General features: G+C 52.0%; 24 protein-coding genes and 1 riboswitch. Of the genes, 15 read left to right on the top strand and 9 right to left on the bottom strand.

Going from position 1 to position 23,244, the window contains the following annotated elements:
• Window positions 1-14: 14 nt before the first annotated feature.
• Genes G006_RS0103835 through G006_RS29035 form a run of 4 tightly spaced genes read right to left on the bottom strand, consistent with a single transcriptional unit; the run spans window position 15 to window position 2,348 of the window.
• Window positions 15-482, bottom strand: a complete 468-nt coding sequence (locus G006_RS0103835) for a FlhC family transcriptional regulator (RefSeq protein WP_020481843.1) — start codon at window positions 480-482, stop codon at window positions 15-17.
• 12 nt (window positions 483-494) lie between these two features.
• Window positions 495-1,088 (bottom strand): STAS-like domain-containing protein, encoded by a 594-nt coding sequence (locus G006_RS0103830; protein WP_020481842.1) that lies wholly within the window; start codon window positions 1,086-1,088, stop codon window positions 495-497.
• A 32-nt stretch (window positions 1,089-1,120) separates the two neighbouring features.
• Complete coding sequence (locus tag G006_RS0103825; RefSeq protein ID WP_020481841.1) at window positions 1,121-1,729, bottom strand: FlhC family transcriptional regulator; 609 nt, start codon at window positions 1,727-1,729, stop codon at window positions 1,121-1,123.
• Window positions 1,719-2,348, bottom strand: a complete 630-nt coding sequence (locus G006_RS29035; RefSeq protein WP_020481840.1) for a flagellar transcriptional regulator FlhD — start codon at window positions 2,346-2,348, stop codon at window positions 1,719-1,721. Before G006_RS29035 ends, G006_RS0103825 begins: the two co-directional genes overlap by 11 nt.
• A gap of 101 nt (window positions 2,349-2,449) precedes the next feature.
• Between G006_RS29035 and G006_RS0103815 the strand changes: the two genes are divergently transcribed.
• From G006_RS0103815 to cysG, 15 genes are all read left to right on the top strand, one after another.
• A complete protein-coding gene (locus G006_RS0103815) occupies window positions 2,450-3,433 on the top strand; it encodes a hypothetical protein (protein ID WP_020481839.1) in 984 nt (327 codons plus the stop codon).
• A gap of 80 nt (window positions 3,434-3,513) precedes the next feature.
• A riboswitch (cobalamin riboswitch) is annotated at window positions 3,514-3,643 on the top strand.
• Between the two features lie 88 nt (window positions 3,644-3,731).
• Window positions 3,732-3,908 carry a CbtB domain-containing protein gene (locus G006_RS27550; protein ID WP_081607879.1) on the top strand — a complete coding sequence of 59 codons (177 nt, stop codon included), beginning with the start codon at window positions 3,732-3,734 and terminating at the stop codon, window positions 3,906-3,908.
• A 1-nt stretch (window position 3,909) separates the two neighbouring features.
• Window positions 3,910-4,557, top strand: coding sequence for a CbtA family protein (locus tag G006_RS0103810; protein WP_020481838.1), 648 nt, complete (start codon window positions 3,910-3,912; stop codon window positions 4,555-4,557).
• A gap of 2 nt (window positions 4,558-4,559) precedes the next feature.
• Entirely contained in the window at window positions 4,560-5,858 is a 1,299-nt protein-coding gene (locus tag G006_RS0103805; protein ID WP_020481837.1) for a cobyrinate a,c-diamide synthase, read from the top strand.
• A complete protein-coding gene (gene cobM, locus G006_RS0103800) occupies window positions 5,855-6,655 on the top strand; it encodes a precorrin-4 C(11)-methyltransferase (protein ID WP_020481836.1) in 801 nt (266 codons plus the stop codon). Before G006_RS0103805 ends, cobM begins: the two co-directional genes overlap by 4 nt.
• Before the next feature lie 2 nt (window positions 6,656-6,657).
• The gene (locus tag G006_RS0103795) at window positions 6,658-7,479 is read left to right on the top strand and encodes a sirohydrochlorin chelatase (protein ID WP_020481835.1); all 822 of its coding nucleotides are present in this window, start codon (window positions 6,658-6,660) and stop codon (window positions 7,477-7,479) included.
• 6 nt (window positions 7,480-7,485) lie between these two features.
• Complete coding sequence (locus G006_RS0103790) at window positions 7,486-8,154, top strand: precorrin-8X methylmutase (RefSeq protein ID WP_020481834.1); 669 nt, start codon at window positions 7,486-7,488, stop codon at window positions 8,152-8,154.
• A gap of 4 nt (window positions 8,155-8,158) precedes the next feature.
• The gene (locus G006_RS0103785) at window positions 8,159-9,262 is read left to right on the top strand and encodes a cobalt-precorrin-5B (C(1))-methyltransferase (protein ID WP_101052988.1); all 1,104 of its coding nucleotides are present in this window, start codon (window positions 8,159-8,161) and stop codon (window positions 9,260-9,262) included.
• Between the two features lie 2 nt (window positions 9,263-9,264).
• Entirely contained in the window at window positions 9,265-10,572 is a 1,308-nt protein-coding gene (locus G006_RS0103780; RefSeq protein ID WP_020481832.1) for a bifunctional cobalt-precorrin-7 (C(5))-methyltransferase/cobalt-precorrin-6B (C(15))-methyltransferase, read from the top strand.
• Complete coding sequence (gene cobI / locus G006_RS0103775; protein WP_026146827.1) at window positions 10,562-11,338, top strand: precorrin-2 C(20)-methyltransferase; 777 nt, start codon at window positions 10,562-10,564, stop codon at window positions 11,336-11,338. The genes G006_RS0103780 and cobI overlap by 11 nt, the downstream gene beginning before the upstream one ends.
• A complete protein-coding gene (locus G006_RS0103770) occupies window positions 11,331-12,068 on the top strand; it encodes a cobalamin biosynthesis central domain-containing protein (RefSeq protein ID WP_020481830.1) in 738 nt (245 codons plus the stop codon). The genes cobI and G006_RS0103770 overlap by 8 nt, the downstream gene beginning before the upstream one ends.
• Window positions 12,069-12,072: 4 nt before the next feature.
• Window positions 12,073-12,465 carry a cobalamin biosynthesis protein gene (locus G006_RS0103765; protein ID WP_020481829.1) on the top strand — a complete coding sequence of 131 codons (393 nt, stop codon included), beginning with the start codon at window positions 12,073-12,075 and terminating at the stop codon, window positions 12,463-12,465.
• Window positions 12,462-13,823 (top strand): precorrin-3B C(17)-methyltransferase, encoded by a 1,362-nt coding sequence (gene cobJ, locus G006_RS0103760; RefSeq protein ID WP_020481828.1) that lies wholly within the window; start codon window positions 12,462-12,464, stop codon window positions 13,821-13,823. Before G006_RS0103765 ends, cobJ begins: the two co-directional genes overlap by 4 nt.
• Window positions 13,816-14,175, top strand: coding sequence for a (2Fe-2S) ferredoxin domain-containing protein (locus tag G006_RS0103755; protein WP_020481827.1), 360 nt, complete (start codon window positions 13,816-13,818; stop codon window positions 14,173-14,175). Before cobJ ends, G006_RS0103755 begins: the two co-directional genes overlap by 8 nt.
• Window positions 14,176-14,192: 17 nt before the next feature.
• Window positions 14,193-15,581 (top strand): siroheme synthase CysG, encoded by a 1,389-nt coding sequence (cysG, locus tag G006_RS0103750; RefSeq protein WP_020481826.1) that lies wholly within the window; start codon window positions 14,193-14,195, stop codon window positions 15,579-15,581.
• A 217-nt stretch (window positions 15,582-15,798) separates the two neighbouring features.
• On the opposite strand, the gene G006_RS0103745 is transcribed toward cysG, so the two are convergent.
• The 5 genes from G006_RS0103745 to G006_RS0103725 form a co-directional block, all read right to left on the bottom strand.
• Window positions 15,799-16,968 (bottom strand): IS4 family transposase, encoded by a 1,170-nt coding sequence (locus G006_RS0103745; RefSeq protein WP_020481825.1) that lies wholly within the window; start codon window positions 16,966-16,968, stop codon window positions 15,799-15,801.
• A gap of 247 nt (window positions 16,969-17,215) precedes the next feature.
• Complete coding sequence (locus G006_RS0103740) at window positions 17,216-18,466, bottom strand: hypothetical protein (protein WP_160167655.1); 1,251 nt, start codon at window positions 18,464-18,466, stop codon at window positions 17,216-17,218.
• 235 nt (window positions 18,467-18,701) lie between these two features.
• Window positions 18,702-20,390, bottom strand: coding sequence for a group II intron reverse transcriptase/maturase (gene ltrA / locus G006_RS0103735; protein ID WP_020481823.1), 1,689 nt, complete (start codon window positions 20,388-20,390; stop codon window positions 18,702-18,704).
• Between the two features lie 597 nt (window positions 20,391-20,987).
• A complete protein-coding gene (locus tag G006_RS0103730) occupies window positions 20,988-21,293 on the bottom strand; it encodes a sensor histidine kinase (protein ID WP_020481822.1) in 306 nt (101 codons plus the stop codon).
• A 142-nt stretch (window positions 21,294-21,435) separates the two neighbouring features.
• Window positions 21,436-23,199 (bottom strand): DUF4942 domain-containing protein, encoded by a 1,764-nt coding sequence (locus G006_RS0103725; protein ID WP_020481821.1) that lies wholly within the window; start codon window positions 23,197-23,199, stop codon window positions 21,436-21,438.
• Window positions 23,200-23,244 lie beyond the last annotated feature (45 nt).

The raw sequence follows: 23,244 nt of genomic DNA, 5'->3' as shown, positions 1-23,244 counted from the left end.
TTTGGTTAACCTTCTCATAAATGTATTTTGCAGATGCTGCAGCGATCAGTGAGATCTTCACGGGCTTTTAACAAAACCCAAGATTGACATTGTGGACACTTCGAAAGTTGAACTCGTTTATCTTTGATGTCCTGTGCCACCACCCAAGCATCGGAAAACTCGAGTTGTCCCAAGGGATATGATTTTTTATACGCATTAAAGGTAGTAATTAGCGTCTGGATTTGGCCTTCTTTCGATTTGGCCGTGGCAACCTGAAAACACACGGCGAAGATGGTTACATCTTTATACTTACGGCGACTACCGGTCAAACCTCGGGTTGAAAACTTGATCGATCCACGACTGGGCGATTGGCCATGTAATTGACGGTATGTCTGCCTCAGTAACTTTATCGGTACTCCCGTTGCTTGATGCACGATTTTGACTTTCGCATGGAGATTGAGCAGTTCAATTGCCAAGGTTTGCTGTTGATATTTCTTGAGCATTAGCTGCCTCCCTTAGCCAATAGCGCCGCTTAATCCGAGCATGGCTTCCACCATCGGAGGCGAATCTCTGTTGATGTTTTGAATAAACTGACTCGAAAATCGGGGGGTAAAACATAGCCAGTTGGAGCGGGCAATTAAGTCAATGTCTTCTAAAGATAAACGCCCAACAGCCAAGCGCATGGCCTCATCGGTAATCCCCAAGATTAATTCAGTCAGCACCGGGTTCTCCCGTGCGATTTCTCTGGCTTTGATGAGCCATGCCTGATTCATGGCATAGATCTCTTCATCGCAACCCAGTTGATCTATCGTTGTCAGTTTGTCAAAGTAGGCCTCAAGATTTTTGAATGCTGACTGCATCATGTTGTCGACGTGCCCCGCCATATTGACTATTTTCAGTTTCGATTTCAGATAATCGGATCCGAATTCAGCGACCAGCGGAATATACAATTCCTGGAAGAACCCCTGCGTGCTGGTTTTGACGTCCTTAAAATCAATCGTCAGCGATTGCTGATTGGCAAAGCACTCGCGTGCCAGTCGCGCGAAATTTTTGCCATGGATTGCCTGGGGTATTTGGGAATGGGTGGCTGTAACGACAACGATATGCATGCGACTTCTCCTTAGTAGCTCCTTGATTGCCTCTAACGAGTGCTTGGTTTGTTCAAAGATTGACTTTTTGATTTTGCGGAAACCCAACGCCGCCGCCCCGACCGATCAGTCCACACCTCGCAGATAGGGCATTGACTAAATGCGGCTTCAGGGTGAGTCATGCCTAGGTAACGGGCGCGGCAACGCCCGCAAAGAATGAAAACCAAATCACCCGCCGAGAGCAGGCTAATTAAATACCAAGCCCGGTTGATGTCTAACGGATAATGTTGGCTGGAGCGTGGTTGGATAAATTGCCGATCGGCTAAAATTTTGGAAGCGACGTTGCTGTAGATCTCATAGGCCGTAACCAGTAAGGTTGCACTCAGGTTCGGAGTAGAAAGTCGGTGTCTGATGTCTTCAATCATGCTTAAAAATAGCGAGGCATGAATGTTGTTGAACGCCGAGCGGATGGCCCATTGATGATCATGAGGCAGCATGCCTTGTTTGGGCGGTTGTCCTTGTACCGCTTTAGATAATTCGATGCTTTGCTTTCGGGTTAAATGGCAGAGTTGGCTGACAATCGGAGGACGTACGCCAAGCTGGATTAGCCTTTCGGCCAATAGCAAGTCCGCGCCTATATTTGACCTGCTTTTAAAGGGCATTGGTTTCATCCGCAGTTCCAGTGATACACGGTTGGAGAAGATCCACATAGGCGACCATGGGCAAGTTGCTTGGAACATAAACCGGCAATAACTGAATCACTGCGCGACTGCTTTCGGCGTGTTCACGAAGTTGCTCCTGTGTCGTGCCGGCGAGATGGTCTATACCATTCCGATCTAATCCAAAGCGCCAGGCCGTTTCTTCAGGATTACTGCGTGCGCATTCCCTGGCTAGCATGAGATATTCGAAATTTAACCGGGCAAGATCTTCATCCAGTGTTGACATAAACGCCTCTGAGTTGATTAACGACTGTTGTCGATATGCTAGGCAGGCAACGCGGAAATGTCCCGGTCGCAAAGTGACCTGATTTGGGTCACAAACCTCCGGAACCCCCGATAGATATGATTTGGCTTTGTTGAAAATAATTGTCCTATTGCGCTGGCGACGCTTTTTTCGGCAAATAACGGACGGCCAATTTGATAACGCCAGGCTAATTGCAGGGTCCAATGAATTGAATGATCCTGAAATTCTTCTAATCTCGTTCTGCTTACCAGGGACTTTGCCTACAAGAAGTAGAGCCTTAATTGGTGTTTGACCTGAATAATTGCATTCCAAAATCATTTTTATATTGCTTATCTTGAATTTGTTATGGAGGAAATTGTTATGAATCGGCTATTCGCTAACCAGACAACTACTGCTGGTTACCTGGTTTGGGGTGGTTTATGCGCGAGGTAATTCAATGCTTGATCGATTGGTTGGATAGCGAGCCAAGCGATGAAAAAGGGCACCGCATATTGCGCGCGTTAGCCCAGGAATCGTTGAAGAAGTCAGAATTCGAAGAGTCGAAGCGCCGGTTCACGGCTGATGAAATCGTCGCCGCAGTCGGTGAATCTATAGGAATTTCCGATCCTAAAAAGTGGATCGATTGGCCGGGTTCGTTGAAGAAATATTGCGAAACCCGAGAGCCGCAAATCTTAGAGTTTGCTCGTAAACGTGGGTTGTCTTGTTATGCAAAACCTGACCGTAAAAGCACAAAGGGCGGTCCGGGACAACTCACGACGTTCTATATCAAGGCAGAACCGATACCGGAAATAACGGAAGAAGACCAAGCGATTGACGGCGTCCTTGGCAGGAACAATGCAGCCGATTTGCAAGCCAGCTATCAAATGACTGAACTAGGTGAAGTCAAACCCAGTTGGATCGCGAGTCGGTTATTTCGGCATGGACAAATTGAATTAAGACAATGGCATGTCTGGGTTATAGTGGGTTGGCTAGCAATCATAGCTGGGTTGTCGGTGTTAATTGCTTATGCTGGATGGCTATCGTTATCCTTACCCAGATCCGTGACAACGCAAGATTTGACATTACTGGTCAGTATTTTCGCGATTCCCTATGGTTCCTGGGTAACTATCATCAAGCCTTGGATATTATTGTTGGATGATCGAATTGTCGTAGCCCATGAACTATTCACAAATTTTTATGAACAGTCTGCGCAGTTCGAACTGCTTCGAGACGGAGATTTAAGAGTAATTCGGTTAGTTCGGTATTCGGCGGCATGTCCCATTTGTGGCGCCACTATTTATCTCGAAAAAGGCGAGCCGGATTATCGGCGCAGGTTGGTGGGGCGGTGTTATGAAAGCCCAAGAGAGCATGTGTTCAGTTTCGATCGAATCACGCGTTGCGGGCGATTACTGGTTGATCGATAACTTGTCGAGAGGAACTGCTGCCGCACAGTTTATTCTTATTTCAATACATTTCATTTGCCCTACGACTAGCTGCGGCATACAATCGCCGCTGGTTTTAAGGTTCCCGCTCTTGGCGGGTGAAACTGGAAGTCGGTTAAATGCCGACGCTGCCCCCGCAACGGTAGGTGATTCGTCACGAGCCCGGAGACAGGCCTAAAACTGTAGTCAACAGTATTGCGGAGGGCGATCTGTCAAATCGGTTTTTTTTGGTTTGTCTTTCCCTCTGTTATTCCGTCCACCTTATTCGGAACAGACAACCATGAAAACACTTGCAGCATCTACCACCCTTTCTTCCTCAAAAATCCTGCCTGGCCTGAGTGCTATTGTTTTGGGTCTGACCGTCGTTTTAGGTTTGGGTTTCTTGCAGGACGCCAACAACTACCTACATAACGCCGCCCACGACGGACGTCACAGCGCTGCTTTTCCTTGCCATTAACATGGCGGATTTTCGTAAGTTGGTTGCGGCGTCGCTACTGGCTGGACTATTGGGCGGCTTGTTACTCAGCGTGCTCCAACACTATCAAACCTTGCCCTTGATTTTGGCCGCCGAGCAATTCGAAACACCATCGGCCGAGCATGCGCATGACTGGCAACCGACGGACGGCTGGCAACGCAATGGCTTTACTTTGCTGTTCAATGGCCTGACCGGCTTCGGCTTTGCCTTGTTTATCAGTGTCGCCCTGTACTGGCGGGATCAACACGGTTACCTGTACGGACTCGGCTGGGGTTTGGCCGGTTATTTGGTATTTTTTGTCGCGCCATCATTGGGCTTGCCGCCGGAGTTGCCGGGTACTGACAGCGCCGAATTGCATAGTCGCCAAGCGTGGTGGCTTTTTACGGCCGCCGCTACCGCGATTGGCTTGTTTGGTCTGTTTTTGACCAAACAGCGCTGGCTGCAAATCGGCGGCGCTGGCTTACTGGCCTTACCGCATCTGATCGGCGCACCGCATCCGGAGGTTGCTCAGGCTTTAGCGCCCGAAGCCTTACAACAGCATTTTGTGGTGTTGACATCCATCAACAACGCTATTTTCTGGCTGACCTTAGGAGCAATATCGGGCCGATTGTTGCGTAAAGTAACGTTTTAGTGATGAATGCTACCGCAACACGCCATTGCCCGGCGATATTGATCAGCGCCCCTGCCTCCGGGCAAGGCAAAACCACCATAACTGCAGCTTTGGCCTATTACCATCGCCAGCAAAACCGAAAGGTACGCGTGTTCAAAACCGGCCCGGATTTTATCGATCCGCAAATCTTGAGCTTTGCTTGCGGACAACCGGTTTATCAGCTGGATTTATGGATGATGGGCGAAGCGCATTGCCGTGAGATGCTTTATAACGCCGCCGCCGACGCTGACGTTATCTTGATTGAAGGTGCCATGGGCTTGTTCGACGGCGATAGCAGCAGCGCCGATTTGGCACAAACACTAGACGTGCCTGTGGCCGTTGTCATCGATGCGGGCGGCATGGCACAAACTTTTGCCGCAGTAGCTTATGGCTTAGCCCATTACCGTGCCAACTTACCGTTTGCCGGGGTCATCGCCAACAAAGTCGGCAGTCCTAGTCATGCCAAACTGCTAGAAGAAGCGTTGCCGAATAACATGCCTTTGCTGGTGGCGATGGCGAAAGACGACGCGGTCGGCTTACCTTCGCGACATCTGGGTTTGTTGCAGGCCGACGAAATCGGCGATCTCGATCTTCGCCTGGCGCGAGCCGCCGAATTGCTCGGCAGTCTTGCGCCGTGCCGATTGCCGGAGCCGGTCACCTTCGCGCCGATTACTACCGATCCGCCGCCGAAATTGCTGACTGGTAAGCGTATCGCGGTAGCTCGCGATGCCGCATTTTCGTTTATCTATCAAGCAAATCTGGATTGTTTGCAAGCCATGGGCGCTGAACTGACGTTTTTCTCGCCGCTCGCAGACCACGTATTACCCGAGGCAGACAGTGTTTATTTGCCCGGCGGTTACCCGGAACTACATCTCCAAACATTGGCCGACAATGTCGCCATGAAACAAGCCTTGCAGCAACATCATCAAGCCGGTAAACCGATTTACGCCGAATGTGGCGGTTTTTTATATTTGCTGGAACGTTTGGCCGATAAAGACGGCAATGCGGCAGCGATGGCAGGATTACTACCCGCTAGCGCGCAGATGCAAAAACGGCTGGTCAATCTTGGCATGCACAGCGTGCAGTTGGAACAAGGTGAAATTCGCGGGCATAGCTTTCATCACTCGCAACTGGAAACCACACTGCAGCCGTTCACCGAATCGAAGCCCCAACGCAATCGTCGCCGTAACGAAAACTTTTATCAGCTGGGTTCGTTGCAAGCGTCTTATCTGCACACCTACTTTCCGTTCAACCCCCAGGTCGCGGCTGGATTTTTTCTATGAGCATTCAACCTAAAGTGTGGTTTGTCGGCGCAGGTCCCGGTGATCCTGATTTAATCACTGTCAAAGGTCGCGACTTAATTGCCAAAGCGGATGCCATTTTGTTCGCAGGCTCTCTGGTACAGGCCGCAGCGACGCAATGGGCCCCAAGCACTTGCGTGATCAAAGATTCCAAAGACATGACTTTGGAGCAGATTACCAACTGGCTGACCGAACAAGCCGGTCCGGGCAAAACCGTCATTCGCCTGCAAACCGGCGACCCTGGCTTGTACGGTGCATTGATTGAAATGGTGCAACCACTGGATGCGGCCAACATTGCCGTCGAAGTAGTGCCGGGCGTCTCGTCGGCGTTTGCTGCGATGGCTTGCGCAGTCGAAAGCCTGACCTTACCCGAAGTCACGCAGACCGTGATTCTTACCCGTGTTGAAGGCCGCACGCCGATGCCGGACGGTGAATCCTTGCAAGAACTGGCCAGCCATCACACCACGCTGTGCCTGTTTTTATCGATCACCTTGTTGCCCTTGATCGAACGCGAATTAAAAGCCGCCAACTGGGCTGATGATTCCCCGGTATTGGTGGTTCATAAGGCCAGCTGGCCGAGCGAACAACAGATTATTCGCGGCACCCTGGCTGATATTCGCGAACGCTGCCGAGCCGCCAAAATCAACAGTCAGGCCATGATCGTCATCAGCCCCACCTTGGGCGCGCGGCACTGGCCATCGTTAAAAAAATCCAAACTTTATGATGCCGGTTTTACCCATCGTTTTCGCCGCGCCGAGCGGCCTCAGCCTAAGGAATAAGCATGACAACCACAGTTCTCTTGGTCGGCCACGGTTCGCGCAATCAGGCCGGCAATGATGAAATTCGCGAATTTCAACAACAATGGCAGGCGCAACACCCTGACTGGCGCATTGAGTTGTGCTATATCGAACTCGCCGAGGTGCTGTTGGAAGAAGGATTGAGCCGCGCCGCGCAAGGATCTAGCCGCGTGATAGTCGTGCCGCTGATCATCAGCGCCGCCGGGCATGTGAAGATGGAAATTCCCGAGCATATCGAGGAGGCCCGCGAAAATTTTCCGGCGGTCGAATTCATCTACGCGCCACATCTAGGAAGCAATGAAACCTTGCTGGCCATTCTGCAAAAACAGCTCAAAACGGCACTCAAATCTTTGGCCATGCCCGACCCGAAAACTACCGGCGTGATCATTTTAGGCCGCGGCTCCTCCGACAAAGTCGCCAACGGCGAACTAGCAAAACTGGGGCGTTGGCTGTTTGAAGCTACCGAGCATGAACTCGTCGACATTGCCTTCACCGGTATTACCCATCCGCGTTTGGAAACCGCTGTGCAACGTCAAGTACGACTGGGCATGACGCAGATTGCGATTTTGCCCTATTACCTGTTTACCGGCTTGCTGATCGAGCGCATCGGCAAACAAATCGAACGCTTGCAAAGCCAATATCCGCAGATTGTCTTCGGTGCCGGTACGTATTTTGGTTTTGATCCGGCCATTTTTAAATTGCTGGATCAACGGGTTACCGAAGCCTGGGACCCGCTCGCGCCGAAAATGCTGGAATGCGACGGCTGTCAGTATCGCGAGCAAGCCGAACATCACCACCATCATTGATTAGCCATGAGCCACAACATTCAAACCGAACAACTGACTCAGGCTGGGCAACAAATCGAACACGATTCCTTTGCCATCGTCGACCGCGAAGTCGGCGAGCACCATTATTCCGATGGGCAATGGCAAGTGGTGCGTCGCATGATCCACGCCACTGCGGATTTTGAATTCAATGGCCTGACCGAGTTTTCCGCGCATGCAATCGAAGATGGTATTCAAGCCATTTTAAATGGTGCGCCTATCGTTGCCGACGTGGAAATGATTTGCGTCGGCTTATCGAAGCCGCGCCTGGCGCATTTTGGCATCAGCGCCCGCCAGTTCATCGCCGATGCGGATGTCATAGCCGCCGCCAAACAGGTCAACAGTACCCGCGCGGTACAAGCCATGCGTAAAGCGCAGCGCCTGGGTTTAATCGCCTGCGGTATCGTCTCAGTTGGCAACGCACCGACCGCGCTGTTGGAAGTGTTGCGGATGATCAAAGAAGAAGGCGTCAAGCCGGCACTGATCGTCGGGATGCCAGTCGGTTTTGTCTCTGCAGCGGAATCCAAGGATTTACTCGCCGAATTAGCCGATGTGCCATGGATCATCACCCGTGGACGTAAGGGCGGCTCGACCTTGGTCGTCGCGGCGATTCATGCCTTGTTGAGCTTGGCGGAAACCCGGCAGAAAAACGGCTGATAGCATGGCAATGCCGGAACGCAAACCCAAAGGTACCCGCAAGGGTTACACCACCGGCGCCTGTTCGGCGGCAGCGGCACGGGCGGCAGTGCAGGGTTTGCTGAATGGGCGCGTGCCGGACACTATCGACTGCGTGCTGCCCAATGGGCAAGACGTGGCATTCAAAGTCGAAGAAAGCTTCGTACAGAACGACCGAGCACATGCTGTCATCGAAAAAGACGCCGGCGACGATCCGGACTGCACCCATCGCGCTCGGCTGACGGCGGATGTGATGTGGATAGAACAACCGGACACTGTCGTATTGCAAGGCGGCGCAGGCATAGGCCTGATCACTCGGCCCGGTTTGGGGCTGGCGGTCGGCGGTCCGGCCATCAATCCGGTTCCGCGTAAAAATATCGAGGATAACATCCGTCTGATCGCCGCCGAAGCGCTAAAAACCCGAGGTCTACAGGTAACGATCTCGGTGCCGGGCGGCGAAGAGATGGCGAAAAAAACCCTGAATTATCGTTTGGGCATTATCGGCGGTATTTCGATTCTAGGTACGACCGGGATCGTGCATCCGTATTCCACGGCGGCGTTTCGGGCTAGCGTGGTGCAAGGCGTGGAAGTTGCGGCCAATCAGGGGCAGGCTAGCGTGGTGCTGACCACCGGCGGCCGCACCGAGAAATTCGTGATGCGCGAATTGCCCGAGCTGGATGAAAGCTGTTTCGTGCAAATGGGCGACTTTCTAACACCCGCACTGGACGCCGCCGCTCGTTGCGGCATTCAAAACATCATCATCGGCGGCATGGTCGGCAAGCTGACCAAAATGGCCCAGGGCGAGACCATTACTCATGCCGGTCGTGCACCGGTCGACGTTGAACTGGTCGCTGATATTGCCCGTAGCATCGGTGCGCCGGACGATGTGTGCGACGCCATCGCTGCTCAAGAAACCGCTCGCTACGCCTCCGAATGCATGGCCGAGTTGGGGTTGGAATACGAATTTCATGTCGAACTGGCTAACCGAGTCATCGCCACCTTGGAAAACCGTTATCCCGGCCGTTTTCACATCAGTGTTCTGGTGTGTGATTTCGATGGCAACAAACTGGCCGAAGCCGGAAGGAATTGATCATGCAAGCGATGTGCAGTTTTATCGGCGTACTCGACAACGGCGTCGCCAGCCTGAGCCAGGAGGCCTTGCAGGTATTACGCGAAGCCAAACATGTCATTGCCGGTAGCCGTCTGCTGGCAACGCTGGCTGATGACATCATTGAAGCCAGACACTACGACTTAACCGGGCAAATCAAACAAGTGCCGGACTGGATCAATGCCGCGTTGGCACAAAATGAAGCGGTCGCGGTACTGGCTACTGGTGACCCCTTGTGTCACGGCATCGCCGGGTTTCTGGCCGGCAAACTGGAATCCAGCCGTGTGAGTATCCTGCCCAATCTGAGCACCCTGCAATTGGCCTTTGCCGAGTTGAAATTATCTTGGCAAGCCGCCACTATCGTTTCGATCCACAGTAAGGATGCCGGTGAATGGCTGCGCGGGGCCACGCCGGAGCATGGCTTGTACGAATTGGCTCAGCGCTGCCGCCAACACGATTTGCTGGCGATATTGACCAGCCCGGACAACACCCCGGCGCGTATCGCCCGCTTATTGCAAATCGAAGGCTTGGCCGATGTGTTCGAAATGGCGATTGCCGAAGCCCTAAAGCAAGCGGAACAGCGCGTCAGCGCCTGGCTGACCATCGCTGAGGTGGCCCAAAACAGCTATCGAGATCCCAACGTCGTCATTCTGAAACGCAAAGCGTCTGTGCCCGCACCGGTGCTATTTGGTGTCAGCGACGACAGCTTTCAGCAGCGCAAGCCGGAAAAAGGCCTGATCACTAAACGCGAAGTGAGGGCTGTATCGCTAGCCCGCATGCAGCTGACAAGAAGCAGTATTGTCTGGGACATCGGTGCCGGCTCCGGCTCGGTAGGGCTGGAGGCCGCGCGCTTGTGTCCGGACGGGCATGTATTTGCCATCGAAAAAAACGCCGACGACATCGCCAATGTCGAACAGAATCAAGCCGCCTGGGGCATCAGCAATTACAGCTTCGTGCATGGCAAGGCTCCGCAATTTCTCGACACTTGGCCCGATCCGGATGCGGTATTCGTCGGCGGTTCCGGCGGCGAATTGGCGGAATTGATTGCCTTGTGTTTAGGGCGTTTGCGCCCGGCGGGTTGGCTAGTGATGAATTTCGTCACGCTGGAAAACCTGTCCACCGCCGTCGAGACCCTGAAACAGCTAGGCGCAGGCTGGGACGTTTGTCAGATTCAAGCTTCCCGTAGTAGCCCGATTCTGTCCATGCATCGCATGCAGGCCGAAAATCCAGTGTGGATCGTATCGGCCACCCATCCTTTACAGCCTAAAACCTGCGGTCAAGATGAACACTAAACTCGGCACCCTCTACGGCGTTTCCCTTGGCCCAGGCGATCCTGGCCTGATGACCCGGCGAGCCTGGGATTTACTGACCGGTCCGGGCCATTGGACTTATCCGGTGCGCAAGAAAAACAGCGACAGTTATGCCTTGGACATAGCCTTGCGCGCCGGCCTGGAACTGCCTGCCGAACATAGCGAGCTGCATTTTCCGATGACTCACGATGCCGAGATTCTGGCCCGTTACTGGCTGGATGCAGCACAAACCGTGTTGGCAATATTACAACGCGGCGAGGATGTGTTGTTTCTGGTGGAGGGCGATGCATCAACCTATTCCACTTTCGGCCATTTGCAACGCAGTGTTCGTGCCTTACAGCCGGAAGTGACAGTCGAAGTAGTGCCGGGGGTGTCGTCATTTCATGCCGCTGCGGCGCGCAGTGGCGAACCGTTGGCGGATGTCGATGACACCATCGCCATAGTACCGGCGGGATATGGTATCGCGCAGATCGAGCGCATGCTGAGCGACTTCGATACCTTGGTGTTGCTCAAGGTCAAACCGCTGCTGGACGATATTATCGATTTGCTGCGCCGTCGCGATTTGCTGGCTCATGGCTGGTTCGTGGAAAAAGCCGGGGCGCCGGAAGAACGCATGGTGCACGACATCGCCAGCCTCGAGGGGCAAAAGGTCAATTATCTGTCGTTACTTATCATCAAAAACCCAGGCCGTCAGCGCAGCGAAATGCAGCGCGGTTGCCGCAAGAAAAAGGACTCAATCGATGAATGAAGTGCGTGTCGCCCTGGTGGCGATTACCAAACACGGCGCCGGGATTGCCACTCGCCTGGCACCACAACTCCCCGAAGCGGAGGTGGTGGTGTCGGAGAAGCAATCCGAACATTTGGGTGATTTTGCCAATCCGCGTTGCGTGTATCAGGGGGCGTTGAGCGCGCAACTCGGCGAGTTGTTCGCATCCTACGACCAAATTATTTTTCTGGTGTCGCTGGGTGCGGTGGTACGGCTGATTGCGCCGCATCTTAAATCCAAGGATGTAGATCCCGGTGTGCTGGTGATCGACGATGCCGCCGAATTCGTGATCCCGGTGCTATCCGGCCATGTCGGCGGTGCCAATGCTTATGCCGAAAAAGTCGCCGCGTTGCTAAATGCCACGCCGGTACTGACCACCGCATCGGACGTGGGCAAAACCATTCCGGTGGATATCTTGGGCCGTGAACTGGGCTGGCAAGTGGAAGCCCCTAAGGTCAACATCACGCGTGTGTCGGCGGACGTGGTCAATCAACTGCCGATTGCCTTCGTGCAGGAAGCCGGCAGCTCAAATTGGTGGACGCGGCCATCGCCGTTACCGGCCAATATTCATCTGTTCCAGCGTTTCGAGGACGTTGATACCGAACAATACCGGTCGGTTTTATGGGTTACACACCGGGCCATCGATCCGACTGTTTGGCAACAACTGGCTGAGCGACTGGTGGTGTATAGGCCGCCCAGGGATCAAGCGTAAGCGTATGAAAGTCATGATTGGCATGGGTTGCGACCGCAATGCCAGCCTGGATACCTTGCGGCAAGCCTTGGCCCAGGCCTTGTGGCGTTGCGGGCTCGATGTATCTACGGTAGCCGGTTTGGCCAGCATCGACAAAAAAAATGATGAAGCAGCCTTGTTACAACTAGCCCAGATATACGATTGGCCGCTGTATTTTTATCCGGCTGAGGCTTTGGCCACCATCCCGGTACCGAATCCATCCGAGGTGGTCATGAAATACATGGGTACACCGGCGGTGGCGGAAGCGGCGGCACTGAAAGCGGCCAATGCCGAGCTGACGGATTTACTGGTCGAGAAACATAAATATTGCGGTGTGGACGGCAAGAACGCCACCGTTTCGATAGCGAGAATTAAATGACAAAAGCAGGCAAAATTTTACTGGTGGGCATCGGCCCCGGCGCGCATGAGCACATGACTGCTCGCGCTCGCCAAGCGATTGCGGAAGCCGACGTGGTGATTGGTTACAGCACCTACATCAAACTGGTGCAAGACTTGCTCGATGGCAAGGAAGTCATCAAAAAAGGCATGACCGAAGAACTCGATCGTAGTATCGAAGCGTATGAACATGCCAAGCAGGGCAAAATCGTCGCTATGGTGTCGTCCGGCGACATCGGCGTTTACGGCATGGCCGGACCCACTTATGAACTGCTGCTGGACAGTGGTTGGACGCCGGATGATCCGATTCAGGTGGAAGTGGTGCCCGGTAGTACCGCGTTGTCGAGTTGCGCATCCCTGGTCGGGGCGCCGCTGACCCATGATTTTTGTTCGATCTCGCTGTCCGACTTGTTGACGCCTTGGCCGGTGATCGCCCGCCGCCTGGAAAGCGCGGCGCGCGGGGATTTCGTGGTGGCCTTGTATAACCCGAAAAGTGGTCGCCGCACGCAGCATATCGTCGAAGCGCAAACTATATTGCTGCGTCATCGTAGCCCGGACACGCCGGTTGCCATCGTTAAATCCGGTTATCGTGCTCGGCAACACATTCAGATGGTTCGCTTGGCGGAGATGGCCGATTGCGATATTGGTATGTTGACAACGGTCTTGGTTGGCAACAGCAGCACCTTCGTCCGTGCAGGGTTGATGGTGACGCCGCGCGGCTATGCCAATAAATATGACGCCATGACCGGCGAAACCCGCGCAGGCGAACAGGCGGGGCGTTCGCTGAGCATGGGATTGGAAGGCTGGAAAGCTTGTGTGCGGCAATATTTGCGCGACACGCCCAAGGTGACATTGCAACAGGCGGCAGCATACTTCGCGCAACCGCTGGCGGACATTCTCGACGCCGTCAGCCAGTCCACGCCGGGCGATCAAGCCGGTTTATTCTGCGCGCAACGTGCAACCCCAGACAGTCATGAACGTTTACTTGTGTCACTCCAGGGCTGGGGCAAATTACGCGCCGTGGTGCGCAGCGAAGCGGGTGTCGTGGCGGAATTGTTGATCAACGCCGCTGATTTGCAAAGCAAAAACGGCTGGGTGAGTATCGTCAACGACGCCTTTCATTTGCACATCGACTGGCGCAAAACGCAGCAGATTTGGTTTGTCAGCCGTGATGATCAAACCTATGGCATTCAGGTACTCGATCAACACGGCGACGCCTTATTCAACTTATGGTTAGTCGCTGACGAAGCAGGATTCGACAGCTCAGCCCTACAACACTACCGCAATGACCGAGCGCAATTTAGCGTCCCAACTGTTCTGGAACCAACCCACCATGACTGATAACACCATCCCCATGCCGGAAAAACCCAAAATGGGTGACTACAAACGCCACTTGCTGGTGTGTACCGGCCCCCGCTGCACCGAAAATGGCGAAGCGCAGGCCTTATTCGAAACCCTGGGCGAGAAGTTCAAAGCGGCCGGCATCGACAAAGGCGAACTCAGGGTTAAGCGCACCCGCACCCACTGTTTTGCCACCTGCAAATCCGGTCCCATCATGTGTGTACAGCCCGATGGCGTCTGGTATTACAACGTCAATGAAACCAATTTACAGCGCATCATTGATGAGCATTTGGTGGGCGGTCGACCTGTCGAAGCGCTGATTTATCATCAAAGTACTTGCTCGGTTCCATAGCAGTAAAACAAAGGGTTATGGATTATTTTCCTCTTTTCTTAAAAGTTAAAGGCCAAACGTGTTTGGTGGTAGGCGCTGGCGAAATTGCGGCGCGAAAAATTGAATTACTGGTCCGAGCTGGAGCGAACATCGTCGTCGTTGCTTTGGATATTGGTAACGCGGTAGCTGCTATGCAACAGTCAAATCAAATCGTTATCCGCCAAAAAGTGTTTACGCATGAGGATATCGACGGCATGGGACTCGTGGTTTCCGCTACCAATTGCCGCTCCACGAATATAGAGGTCTCCAAGCTGGCGAATCAGCGAAAAATCCCCGTAAATGTGGTTGATGATCCGGCGTTATGCTCCTTTATATTCCCGGCCATTATTGATCGTTCGCCCCTACTTATTGCCATATCCTCAAGTGGTGTATCGCCCGTATTAACGCGACTTTTGCGCGCCAGGGTGGAAAGTTCCATTCCGGCATCGTTTGGCCTGTTGGTGCAATTGGCTGAAAAATTCAAATTATTGGTCAAACAACGCATTCCGCAACCGAGTCTGCGTAGAGTTTTCTGGGAAAAGATTTTACAAGGGCCTGTGGCTGAATTAGTTTTTGTAGGCAAGCAGAGCGAAGCGGAAGAACTGCTGCGGTCGCAGCTGCAGCAGGCTGACCCTACAGCAAATCAGGGTGAAGTGTATCTAATAGGTGCCGGTCCTGGCGACCCCGATTTATTAACGTTTAAAGCCTTGCGTCTGCTGCAGCAGGCAGACGTTATTGTTTATGACCGGCTGGTTTCTATAGAAGTGCTCGATATGGCCCGACGAGACGCCGAGAAAATCTATGTCGGCAAACAGAGGGATAACCATAGCCTACCGCAGGAGTCGATTAATCAACTGTTAATTGATTTAGCTTTGGCCGGCAAACGGGTAGCTCGGTTAAAGGGCGGCGATCCTTTTATCTTTGGTCGTGGGGGTGAAGAAATCGAGTCCTTTATACAACTAGGGATCAGCTTTCAGGTTGTGCCTGGCATTACTGCAGCGGCAGGCTGTGCCAGCTATGCGGGCATTCCGCTGACCCATCGCGATCATGCTCAATCCTGCACATTTGTCACCGGCCACTTAAATGACGGCAGTATCAATCTCGACTGGCAGCAATTATCTCGTCCCCATCAAACCATTGTGATTTATATGGGACTGGCTGGATTGGGAATCATCTGCCGATCGCTGATCGAGTACGGTTGTCCGGCCAATCACCCCATTGCCGTCATTCAGGAAGGCACAACCCGAAACCAGCGGGTTTTAACCGGAACACTAGCGGATATGCCCAGTCGTGTGGAACAGGCCGAGATGACGCCGCCGACGCTGATTATTGTCGGTTCGGTAGTTACACTCCATCAACAATTGGACTGGTTTCAGCGTTCGGACTAATTCACAAGCGGAGGTTAGCATTACCCGAAACTGAGGCTTTTTGGTAAACGGTCTCATTAGGATTAGTTCTGTGGCACAATATGAGATTCTTAAAAACGAGCCAATCAACAGACGATAGCGAGTTTATGTTCAAGAACTGATGAAATTCAGCCTCGGATGTCAACCCTCGGATAAGGATAGAATGCGTCATCACCACCAAGACATCACTAGTGTCCGGCTAAGAATCGAATAGATTCAATTGTTTAGCATGGGCATTTTGATCGGATATGTATTCGATGCCCTGTAAAGCCTGTTGAATGGGGATTTTCCCGAACAAAGTGATCGAAAAAATCTGTAACAAAGTGTAGAGAGAAGCATCCAGATTGAGTTGTTTTTTGATGATGGCGATCAGGACATAAACCGAGACGGCGATCCAGATTTGGGATTTGACGGCATTTTCCGAGGTGCCATAGAAACACTTTATACGAAGATGTTGTTTGATCCATTTGAAGAATAATTCGACCTGCCATCGGCTTTTATAGAGCGTGCAAATCGTTAGCGATGGTAAGGTAAAGTTGTTGGTTAGAAAGACCCGCGTCTTGCCGGTTTCCGGGTCTTTAAATCGAATACGGCGCAAGTGTTGTGGATAGTCTTTTTGGGTATAGAAGCCATCGAGTGCGATAGTTTGGTCGCAGATGATACCGAGGTGACGGTCGGTTGGGGTTGAATAAATGCGATGGGCATCCAGATTGGATTTGGCTCGCGTCACGAAGAACGCACCGGCCAAATGCAAGACATACAATCTTGCGAAATCGACATAGCCGCGATCCATCACATAAATAGCTCCCGGTTCGGGTATCAGCAAGTCGAGCGCCTTGACGTCATGCATTTTGCCGTCCGAGATAGGGATAAAGCTTGGAATACTGCCGCGCAAATCCAGCAAGGTATGCAATTTGACCGCCGCCTTGGTGATGCGAAACTGGGCCCTGGGAAACACGGACAGACACAGATCAATCGTGGTCGAATCCAGTGCATAAACGGTATTGCTCAAGTCTAGCCCTAAGTCCTCGCTGGCGTAGAGTTTCCGCGCTTGCGCGATCAAACGCTGAGCAAATTCGGCATAGATGCGCCAATCACGGTTGGCATTGGCGTCGGCCAGTGTCGAGCGAGAAACCGTAGTGCGGATGCCCATGTGATAAAGCTTATTGGATTGAGCCGACAACCAGGCTTCGATGTCACGCAGACTTTCCCGATAGGTCAGTTGCGCGAAAGCCAGAATCCGAAACTGCTCGGCGCCACTGAGTGTTCGGATTCGGTAATCGCCATCGTAACGGGTCACGATGCGATGAAAGGTTTTCCATGGCAAAACGTCCATGATTTGGGCGAACAAAGTTTTGCCAATGTACATCGCGCTCTCCACCGGTTAAAAAACCAGCAGACTGCATGAAGATTGGTTTTTCCTTCAAGTTGGAGACAGCTTTTAGTCCTTTGAAACCCTTGCTACATAAGGCTAACCGCATTTTAGAGGCTCTTTTAACCGGACGCTAGTGGTTTCTTATCACTATTCATGAATGGAACTTTAGCGTGATTTCATTTGCGGTGATGAAAACGAGCGCATTATCCGGCTGGATAATGCGCTCGTATATAAAAGAGACTTAGCTACCTATATCAGCTACAAGTGTTTGCGCTTGAACGGATTTAGCCGCTGGATATGCCATCACCGAAGCCGGTTTGCCTTGCTGATCCAACTCTACCACGAAGGTTTTGCCGTACAGCGCAGGACAGCCGCAAAAATCCGGTAACAAGCGTTGCATAGCATTAGCTGGATCGCTGGCGGTATTGGCCACCACAAAAGCAACGAAAGCATCAGAATCGCTTTCAAAGGTCGATTCCTGAAATTCCTCGTATTCGCTTCTGAAGCTGGCCATTTGTTGCAACACCTGAGCCGAGCAATCGCCTTTGGGTACGATGATGTCATCGGCGTTTTCCTGCCCTTGGTAGCAGGCATGATCCCTGATTTCAACAACATCCCGCCCAAGCCGGATTTGGTAAGCCTCGCAAAACCGCACGTCGATCCAACACCAATCACCTTGGAATTGAGCCTGATGGGTTTCATTGACCGTTTCAATCACCAGCTCTTCATCATTGAGATGCCGAATTAATGTATGAATCCAATGCCCGTTATCCAACGTACCGTGGTAAAGCAAATAATCCCGGCCCCAGGCAAACAAATAACGCCCTGCGCCGTCTTGCTTGATGTCATCATCAATCGAGACGATGCCGCGAGCCGCTATGTCTGCACGAGTCATGGCTTTTTCCGGTCGCTGCTCAAAGCTACCAAAAACTTCGGTATCGCAAACTGGATAAGCAATGATTTCGCGCAAGGCTTCTGGCGGTACTACTGGCACATCGTTGAGTAGCTTCAACAGCTCCCAATGCCGCAGTATTTCATAAAAACCTACGAAATCTTCCGCAGACTGAGTGGCTTTCATCTGGATAAGCCGCTGTTCGATGGTTTGCGCCAGAACGGCTTTAACCAGTTTGATGACATCTGCTTCATCCACCAATTTGTCACGATCCGGCAAGCGGGCGTGAAAACGAGAAGAGTCCAGATGAATAATATGGCGATGCGATGTGTAGCTATGCGAAGAATAAATGGGCAAACCTTGCAGATAAATATCGAACTCATATTGCGCCCCATTGGGTTGGTCCATACCATGCAGATAGATTGCGCCAATCTCGGTTTCCACAAAGGTCAATCCGCAATCCAGCGCGCATGAGCGTTCAAGTAATTGATCGTTGAACAGCACTGGAATGGGGAAACCGAGTACCAAACGCTTTAGAGTCGTGGTAATTTGCCTCATGTCCATATCCACATCCTGCAAGGTAGTGTGATGCCGTTCCAATCTTGGACTGGTGTGATCGTCACCGGCTTAAATGCCAAAATGTGGTCGGTTTCGACGTCAATCGAGCCACTTTTACTAATGACGCTGATTTTCCGACAGGCAAACAGTGCCGATAAAAAGTCGGGTAAGGAAACAGCATTGCTGCTGCTTCCTCCCCTAAGAACCGGACATGACAGTTTCCCTTCATCCGGCTCAAGCCTCTACAAAGCTTCCTTACGGAAACCGGTGACACAGCTTACTTATCGGTGTTAGGTTTGGTTTTATACAGACAGTTGGGATGAATTAGGGTCAGATTGGATAGATTGTCCTTGCCGCCTTTGGATTTTGAGAGGATATGATGGATTCGCCATCCCGTTTCCTTCGTAATCCGCTGGCTACAAATGGAACATTTTCCCGCCTGTTCCAGCCACAATATCAGCAGCTGCCTTTTTCCTTTCGGGCTACCTTTCATCTTTAGACCAAGTCGGCCTTCAAAATAGGGTTCCCATTTCGGATCATAGGGATTGGCGTCCTTCTTGATTTTGTCGTGTCGCCGAATAGCGGTATCAGTGGCCTTAACCAGTGTCATTCGCTTCGGTTTTCCGTCTGATGCCAAGAAGGCTGCATTAAACCCCCAGCCGCGACTGCCGTTTGGACTGAAATATTTTCGCCTAATCCATACGCCACTCTTTTTCGGATGTCTGCGCACTGCCCATCGCCATAACAATTTCCAAATCTCATTGTCTACCTTGGAAAAGATAACCTTTGCGACCGCAGCTTTGTGATAATTCGCCCAACCTCTGATTTTTGGATTCAGGAGTCTTATCAGATTTATCTGCTTTGCTTGATTATTAGCCTTTACCGTTGCTCGGATTTCATCCAGAAAAGCCTTCACATTTTTCTTTGCTGGCTTGATGAGCAATTTCCCTTTGTACTTGCGTACATTCCATCCGAGAAAATCAAAGCCTTCGTCGATATGCGTGATTTTGGTTTTTTCCGCCGAGAGCAGTAGGCCGCGCTCATGCAGGAAGTTTTCAACCATGGGCTTGATTTCACTTTCCAGTAATTCTTTCGATCTACTGGTAATGATAAAATCATCCGCATACCGAACCAAGTTGACCTGATGCCTTGCTGCCATGCCATGACTAAACCGCCAAGTTCTATTCGATAAGGCGAATCTGTTCATTAACAAGGTTTCTAGCCCATCCAGAGTCATGTTGGACAACGTCGGCGAAATAATACCGCCTTGCGGGGTACCCGCTTCCGTTGGGAAGAGCTTATTTTGGTAGACGTATCCGGCCTTCAACCACTTTTGGAGTATCGATTTATCCATGGGGATATTTTCAAGCATCCATTGGTGACTGATATTGTCAAAACAGCCTTTGATGTCACCCTCTAAAATCCATTGCGGAGCATACGCACGACTCAATACCGTGAAGCATTGCTCTCTTGCATCCGCCGTGGATCGTTCAGGCCTAAATCCATAAGAATTCGGATCAGCCGTGGTTTCCGAGACGGGATCCAGGGCAAGCCGATATAGCGCTTGCATAGCCCGGTCCTTCATCGTCGGGATACCCAGCGGCCTTTTTTTCCCGTTACTCTTTGGAATATAGACCCGTCTCAGCGGAAACGGTTGGTAACCGCGTCTTCTGAGAGATGACACCGCCCGAGATTTGGCCTTCGGAGTTGACCAGATTTCCCCATCCACACCCGAAGTTTTCTTGCCTTTGTTTTCAGTCACCCGCTTGACGGCAATGGCCTTGCCGCTAAACGAGTGGGTCAGCAGCCATTGCAAGGCCTTCACCTTGCCCCAGCGACCTTCCTGTATTGCCTTCACGATACGCGATTGCAGCCTCCTGACTTGTTGATGGCACTGGCCCCAATTGATATTGTGCCAGTCAATTTCAAAGCCGGAGGCTGCACACGCTGATGTAACGACGTTCATTTGCTTTTCCTCCTTTTAGTAAGGTTCTAAAACCTCTCTCGTGACGAGAGACCAAGCGGAAGTCTGCACCGTTGCCGGTCGGGATGATGTTGCCTTGCAGCTCAATCCCTATCTACCCCATTACAGGGCAGCATTCGCTTTTTCCGCCATCCTATGCCCGCCCTCCATCAGCCTTCCTTGCGGTCGGCTTGCCATCGCTGGCGAAGAGTCGGGTTTACCGTGTTCCGCATAAGTAACAACAGTGGGTTAGGTTCTGTCTTTTCTCCGATGGCTTGATGTCCCTGTGATCTGAATCGGAAACAGATCAACCAGCCACATACCATTTTGGTTTAAAGCCTATCAGCACATTTGGCTTATGTTCGTCACGGAGTTTATCAACAGTTCACATATGTTAACCGTACCACCAAGCCTAGCCCCCTTCCGCGTTGTGCTCGCAGATACACTTCCCCCTCGCGGGATTGGTTTACCTCATATCGAGGATGGGTTTCATTGTCCCGCCAGCTTCACACCGCTCTGTTACCAGAACCGCATGTGGCGGTAGGCTACTGCCAAGGGAATGGCAGGTTTCATTGCCGCCGAAGCGGCCGAAACAGTTACTTATGCGACTTCACGTCGCACTCCGATTCCAAACGGATGGTCATGGGCAACCACGTCTGCATCCCAACCGGATTCGGCGACTGTCAGTAGTGTTGCAATCGAGTCGATGCCGCAGCCATCATCCAAAACCTGTAGCGTTTTGGTTTCAGAACAATAGTTAATCACCACCATGGCGGCATGGGCCCGGCGAGCATTTTGGATGAGCTCGCCGAGCACCGTGGTTTTGTTGGTGAAACTGAAGCGTAGACTTTTGACCAAGTTGGCTTGGTTCACTTTCATCGCGACTTCGTTAGTTTGTGTTTTCATGTGTTATATCCGGGTATAAAAAAAGCCCCGAGAACATGAAACAGACTACCCCCTTGGGGAGAACTGTTCATCTCCCCAAGGCGGGTGATACTGGGTTGACCAGTGATTATGTAAGCGTATTGCTTGAGGTTTTGTGCCCTGGCTATGAAGCTAAGGCCAAATTACTGTCAGGCAGACCATCCCAGTCCAATTGTCGGACACAGCCTTGATCGTTATCCAACAAGCTGTCGGGATCGATGCCTCGGCTGGCCAACACGCTGCTCATCGCCTGGGTTAACAGACGCTGGCCTTGTTCCCGTTCCGACGCGCCGCCGTGGTTGATGGCCCAATAGGGATTGAAACGGTAATTCCGACCCTCCAGTTTGGATTGCTTTTTCACTTCGGCATGAAACGCCTTATCGAAGCGTTCCGCTTGTTCGAACTGCTGCCAGAAACCTTGTCCGGCTTGCGTATCCACAGGCGGTAACCAGCGGCGCTGGCGACCAACCCACCGGTTCATCCGGTCGATCAGGGTTTTACTTTTCGGAAAAAAGTGGATGGTGCCAACGCCCGGATAATAGCGAACGTCAAAATAACTTCCACCGATCCATTCTCCGTTCCGAAGCTCTCGAAAATGCTGCCGAAACACCGACACCAAACTCACTTCCGCTTCGGTCTTGCCATCGAGCAAGGCAAACACCTTGTCGAAATCCGCTAATAGCCGTTCCGACTCCCAATTCAGACCGTTCTGGTAAGAACTCGAGCCATGGCCCGGCAGAATGAAGCGCGTGGTTTTGATCCGCATGCCCAGCGTGCGATGTTTATCATTGGATTTCCAGCCCATGTAAAACACCGCGTTATCGCTGTAATAGCGGGTGATCAAATCAAACACATCGCACACCATGCTCAGTTGAATTTCACCTTGCTGATCGATGATGCCCTGCAAAAAGCCGTAGATATTCGGCACGGTAAATTCCAAGGACTTGACCGTTTCAAAATCCGACTCCAAGCGTTTCTGCGCCGTCGTTGACAAGCGCGACGTCACCTGCGTAGAGCGTAAAATGCTGGCCCAGGCCCGATTCTTCAGATCGTGATAGCGTTTGAACAGCATCCGCTTCACCGCATCCGATGACGAGTCGTCTTCACTGCCGATACCTCCACCGCTTAGTTCGCCGAGCGTTTTACCCAGCATGGACCGATAGCGGCTGGCACGGGCTTCACTGACCACGCCCTGTCGCGCTGCTTCGACCGCTGCATTGAACATCAACACCGCGTTATCGATGAAGGCATTCGGCAAGGCCAACTCATGTGGCAGTTGAAACTCGCCCACTAAATCGTCGGCCTCCCGCCTATCCTGGCGCAAATCGTCCAGAATATTGCCGAGGATGTCCTGTTCGAACGTCGAAGTTTTTTTCAACCAGACCAGGGCCACGTCGACTGGCGTTTTGCGTTCGGCATCCTCGCCGGCGAACATTTCTTGCAGAAACTCGACCTCGCCGTGCTGCTCGATCAACCGTAATAACAACTGGCGTTCTTTCGAAAACGGATTGCGCACAGTTTCGGCATTGAGAATGGCGACGATTTCACCGTCAAACAAGATCTCCCAAGCCTTCAACACGTGTTTGGCGCCTTCGGAAAACGGCGGATTCATGATGATGTGCGAATAGACACTGCCGCTTTGAAACTGCAGAAAATCCATCCCCACCACCGGATAGCCTTCATCGCGCAGAACCGCGTGTTTGCGGATATCGATTTCAATGCAATCGATCGGCAAACGTTTACCGTACTGGTATGGCCCTGGACGAAGCAAGTGTCCTTCGCCTGCTGAAGGCTCTAATACCCGCGCGAATTGCTGGTTCTTGAACAACGCCCAAGCTTTACGGCTCAGTGCTTCTGGCGTTGGGTAATATTGATAGGGGTCTGTCATGGTATTCTCCAAAGAGCCCCTGGCGACCGATTCAACCCCTTTGGG

Origin of the sequence: Methylomonas sp. MK1, from assembly GCF_000365425.1 — a bacterium.
Classification (GTDB): domain Bacteria; phylum Pseudomonadota; class Gammaproteobacteria; order Methylococcales; family Methylomonadaceae; genus Methylomonas.
Note: the sequence above shows the minus strand (reverse complement) of the source record. Positions and strands in the feature narration are given on the sequence as shown.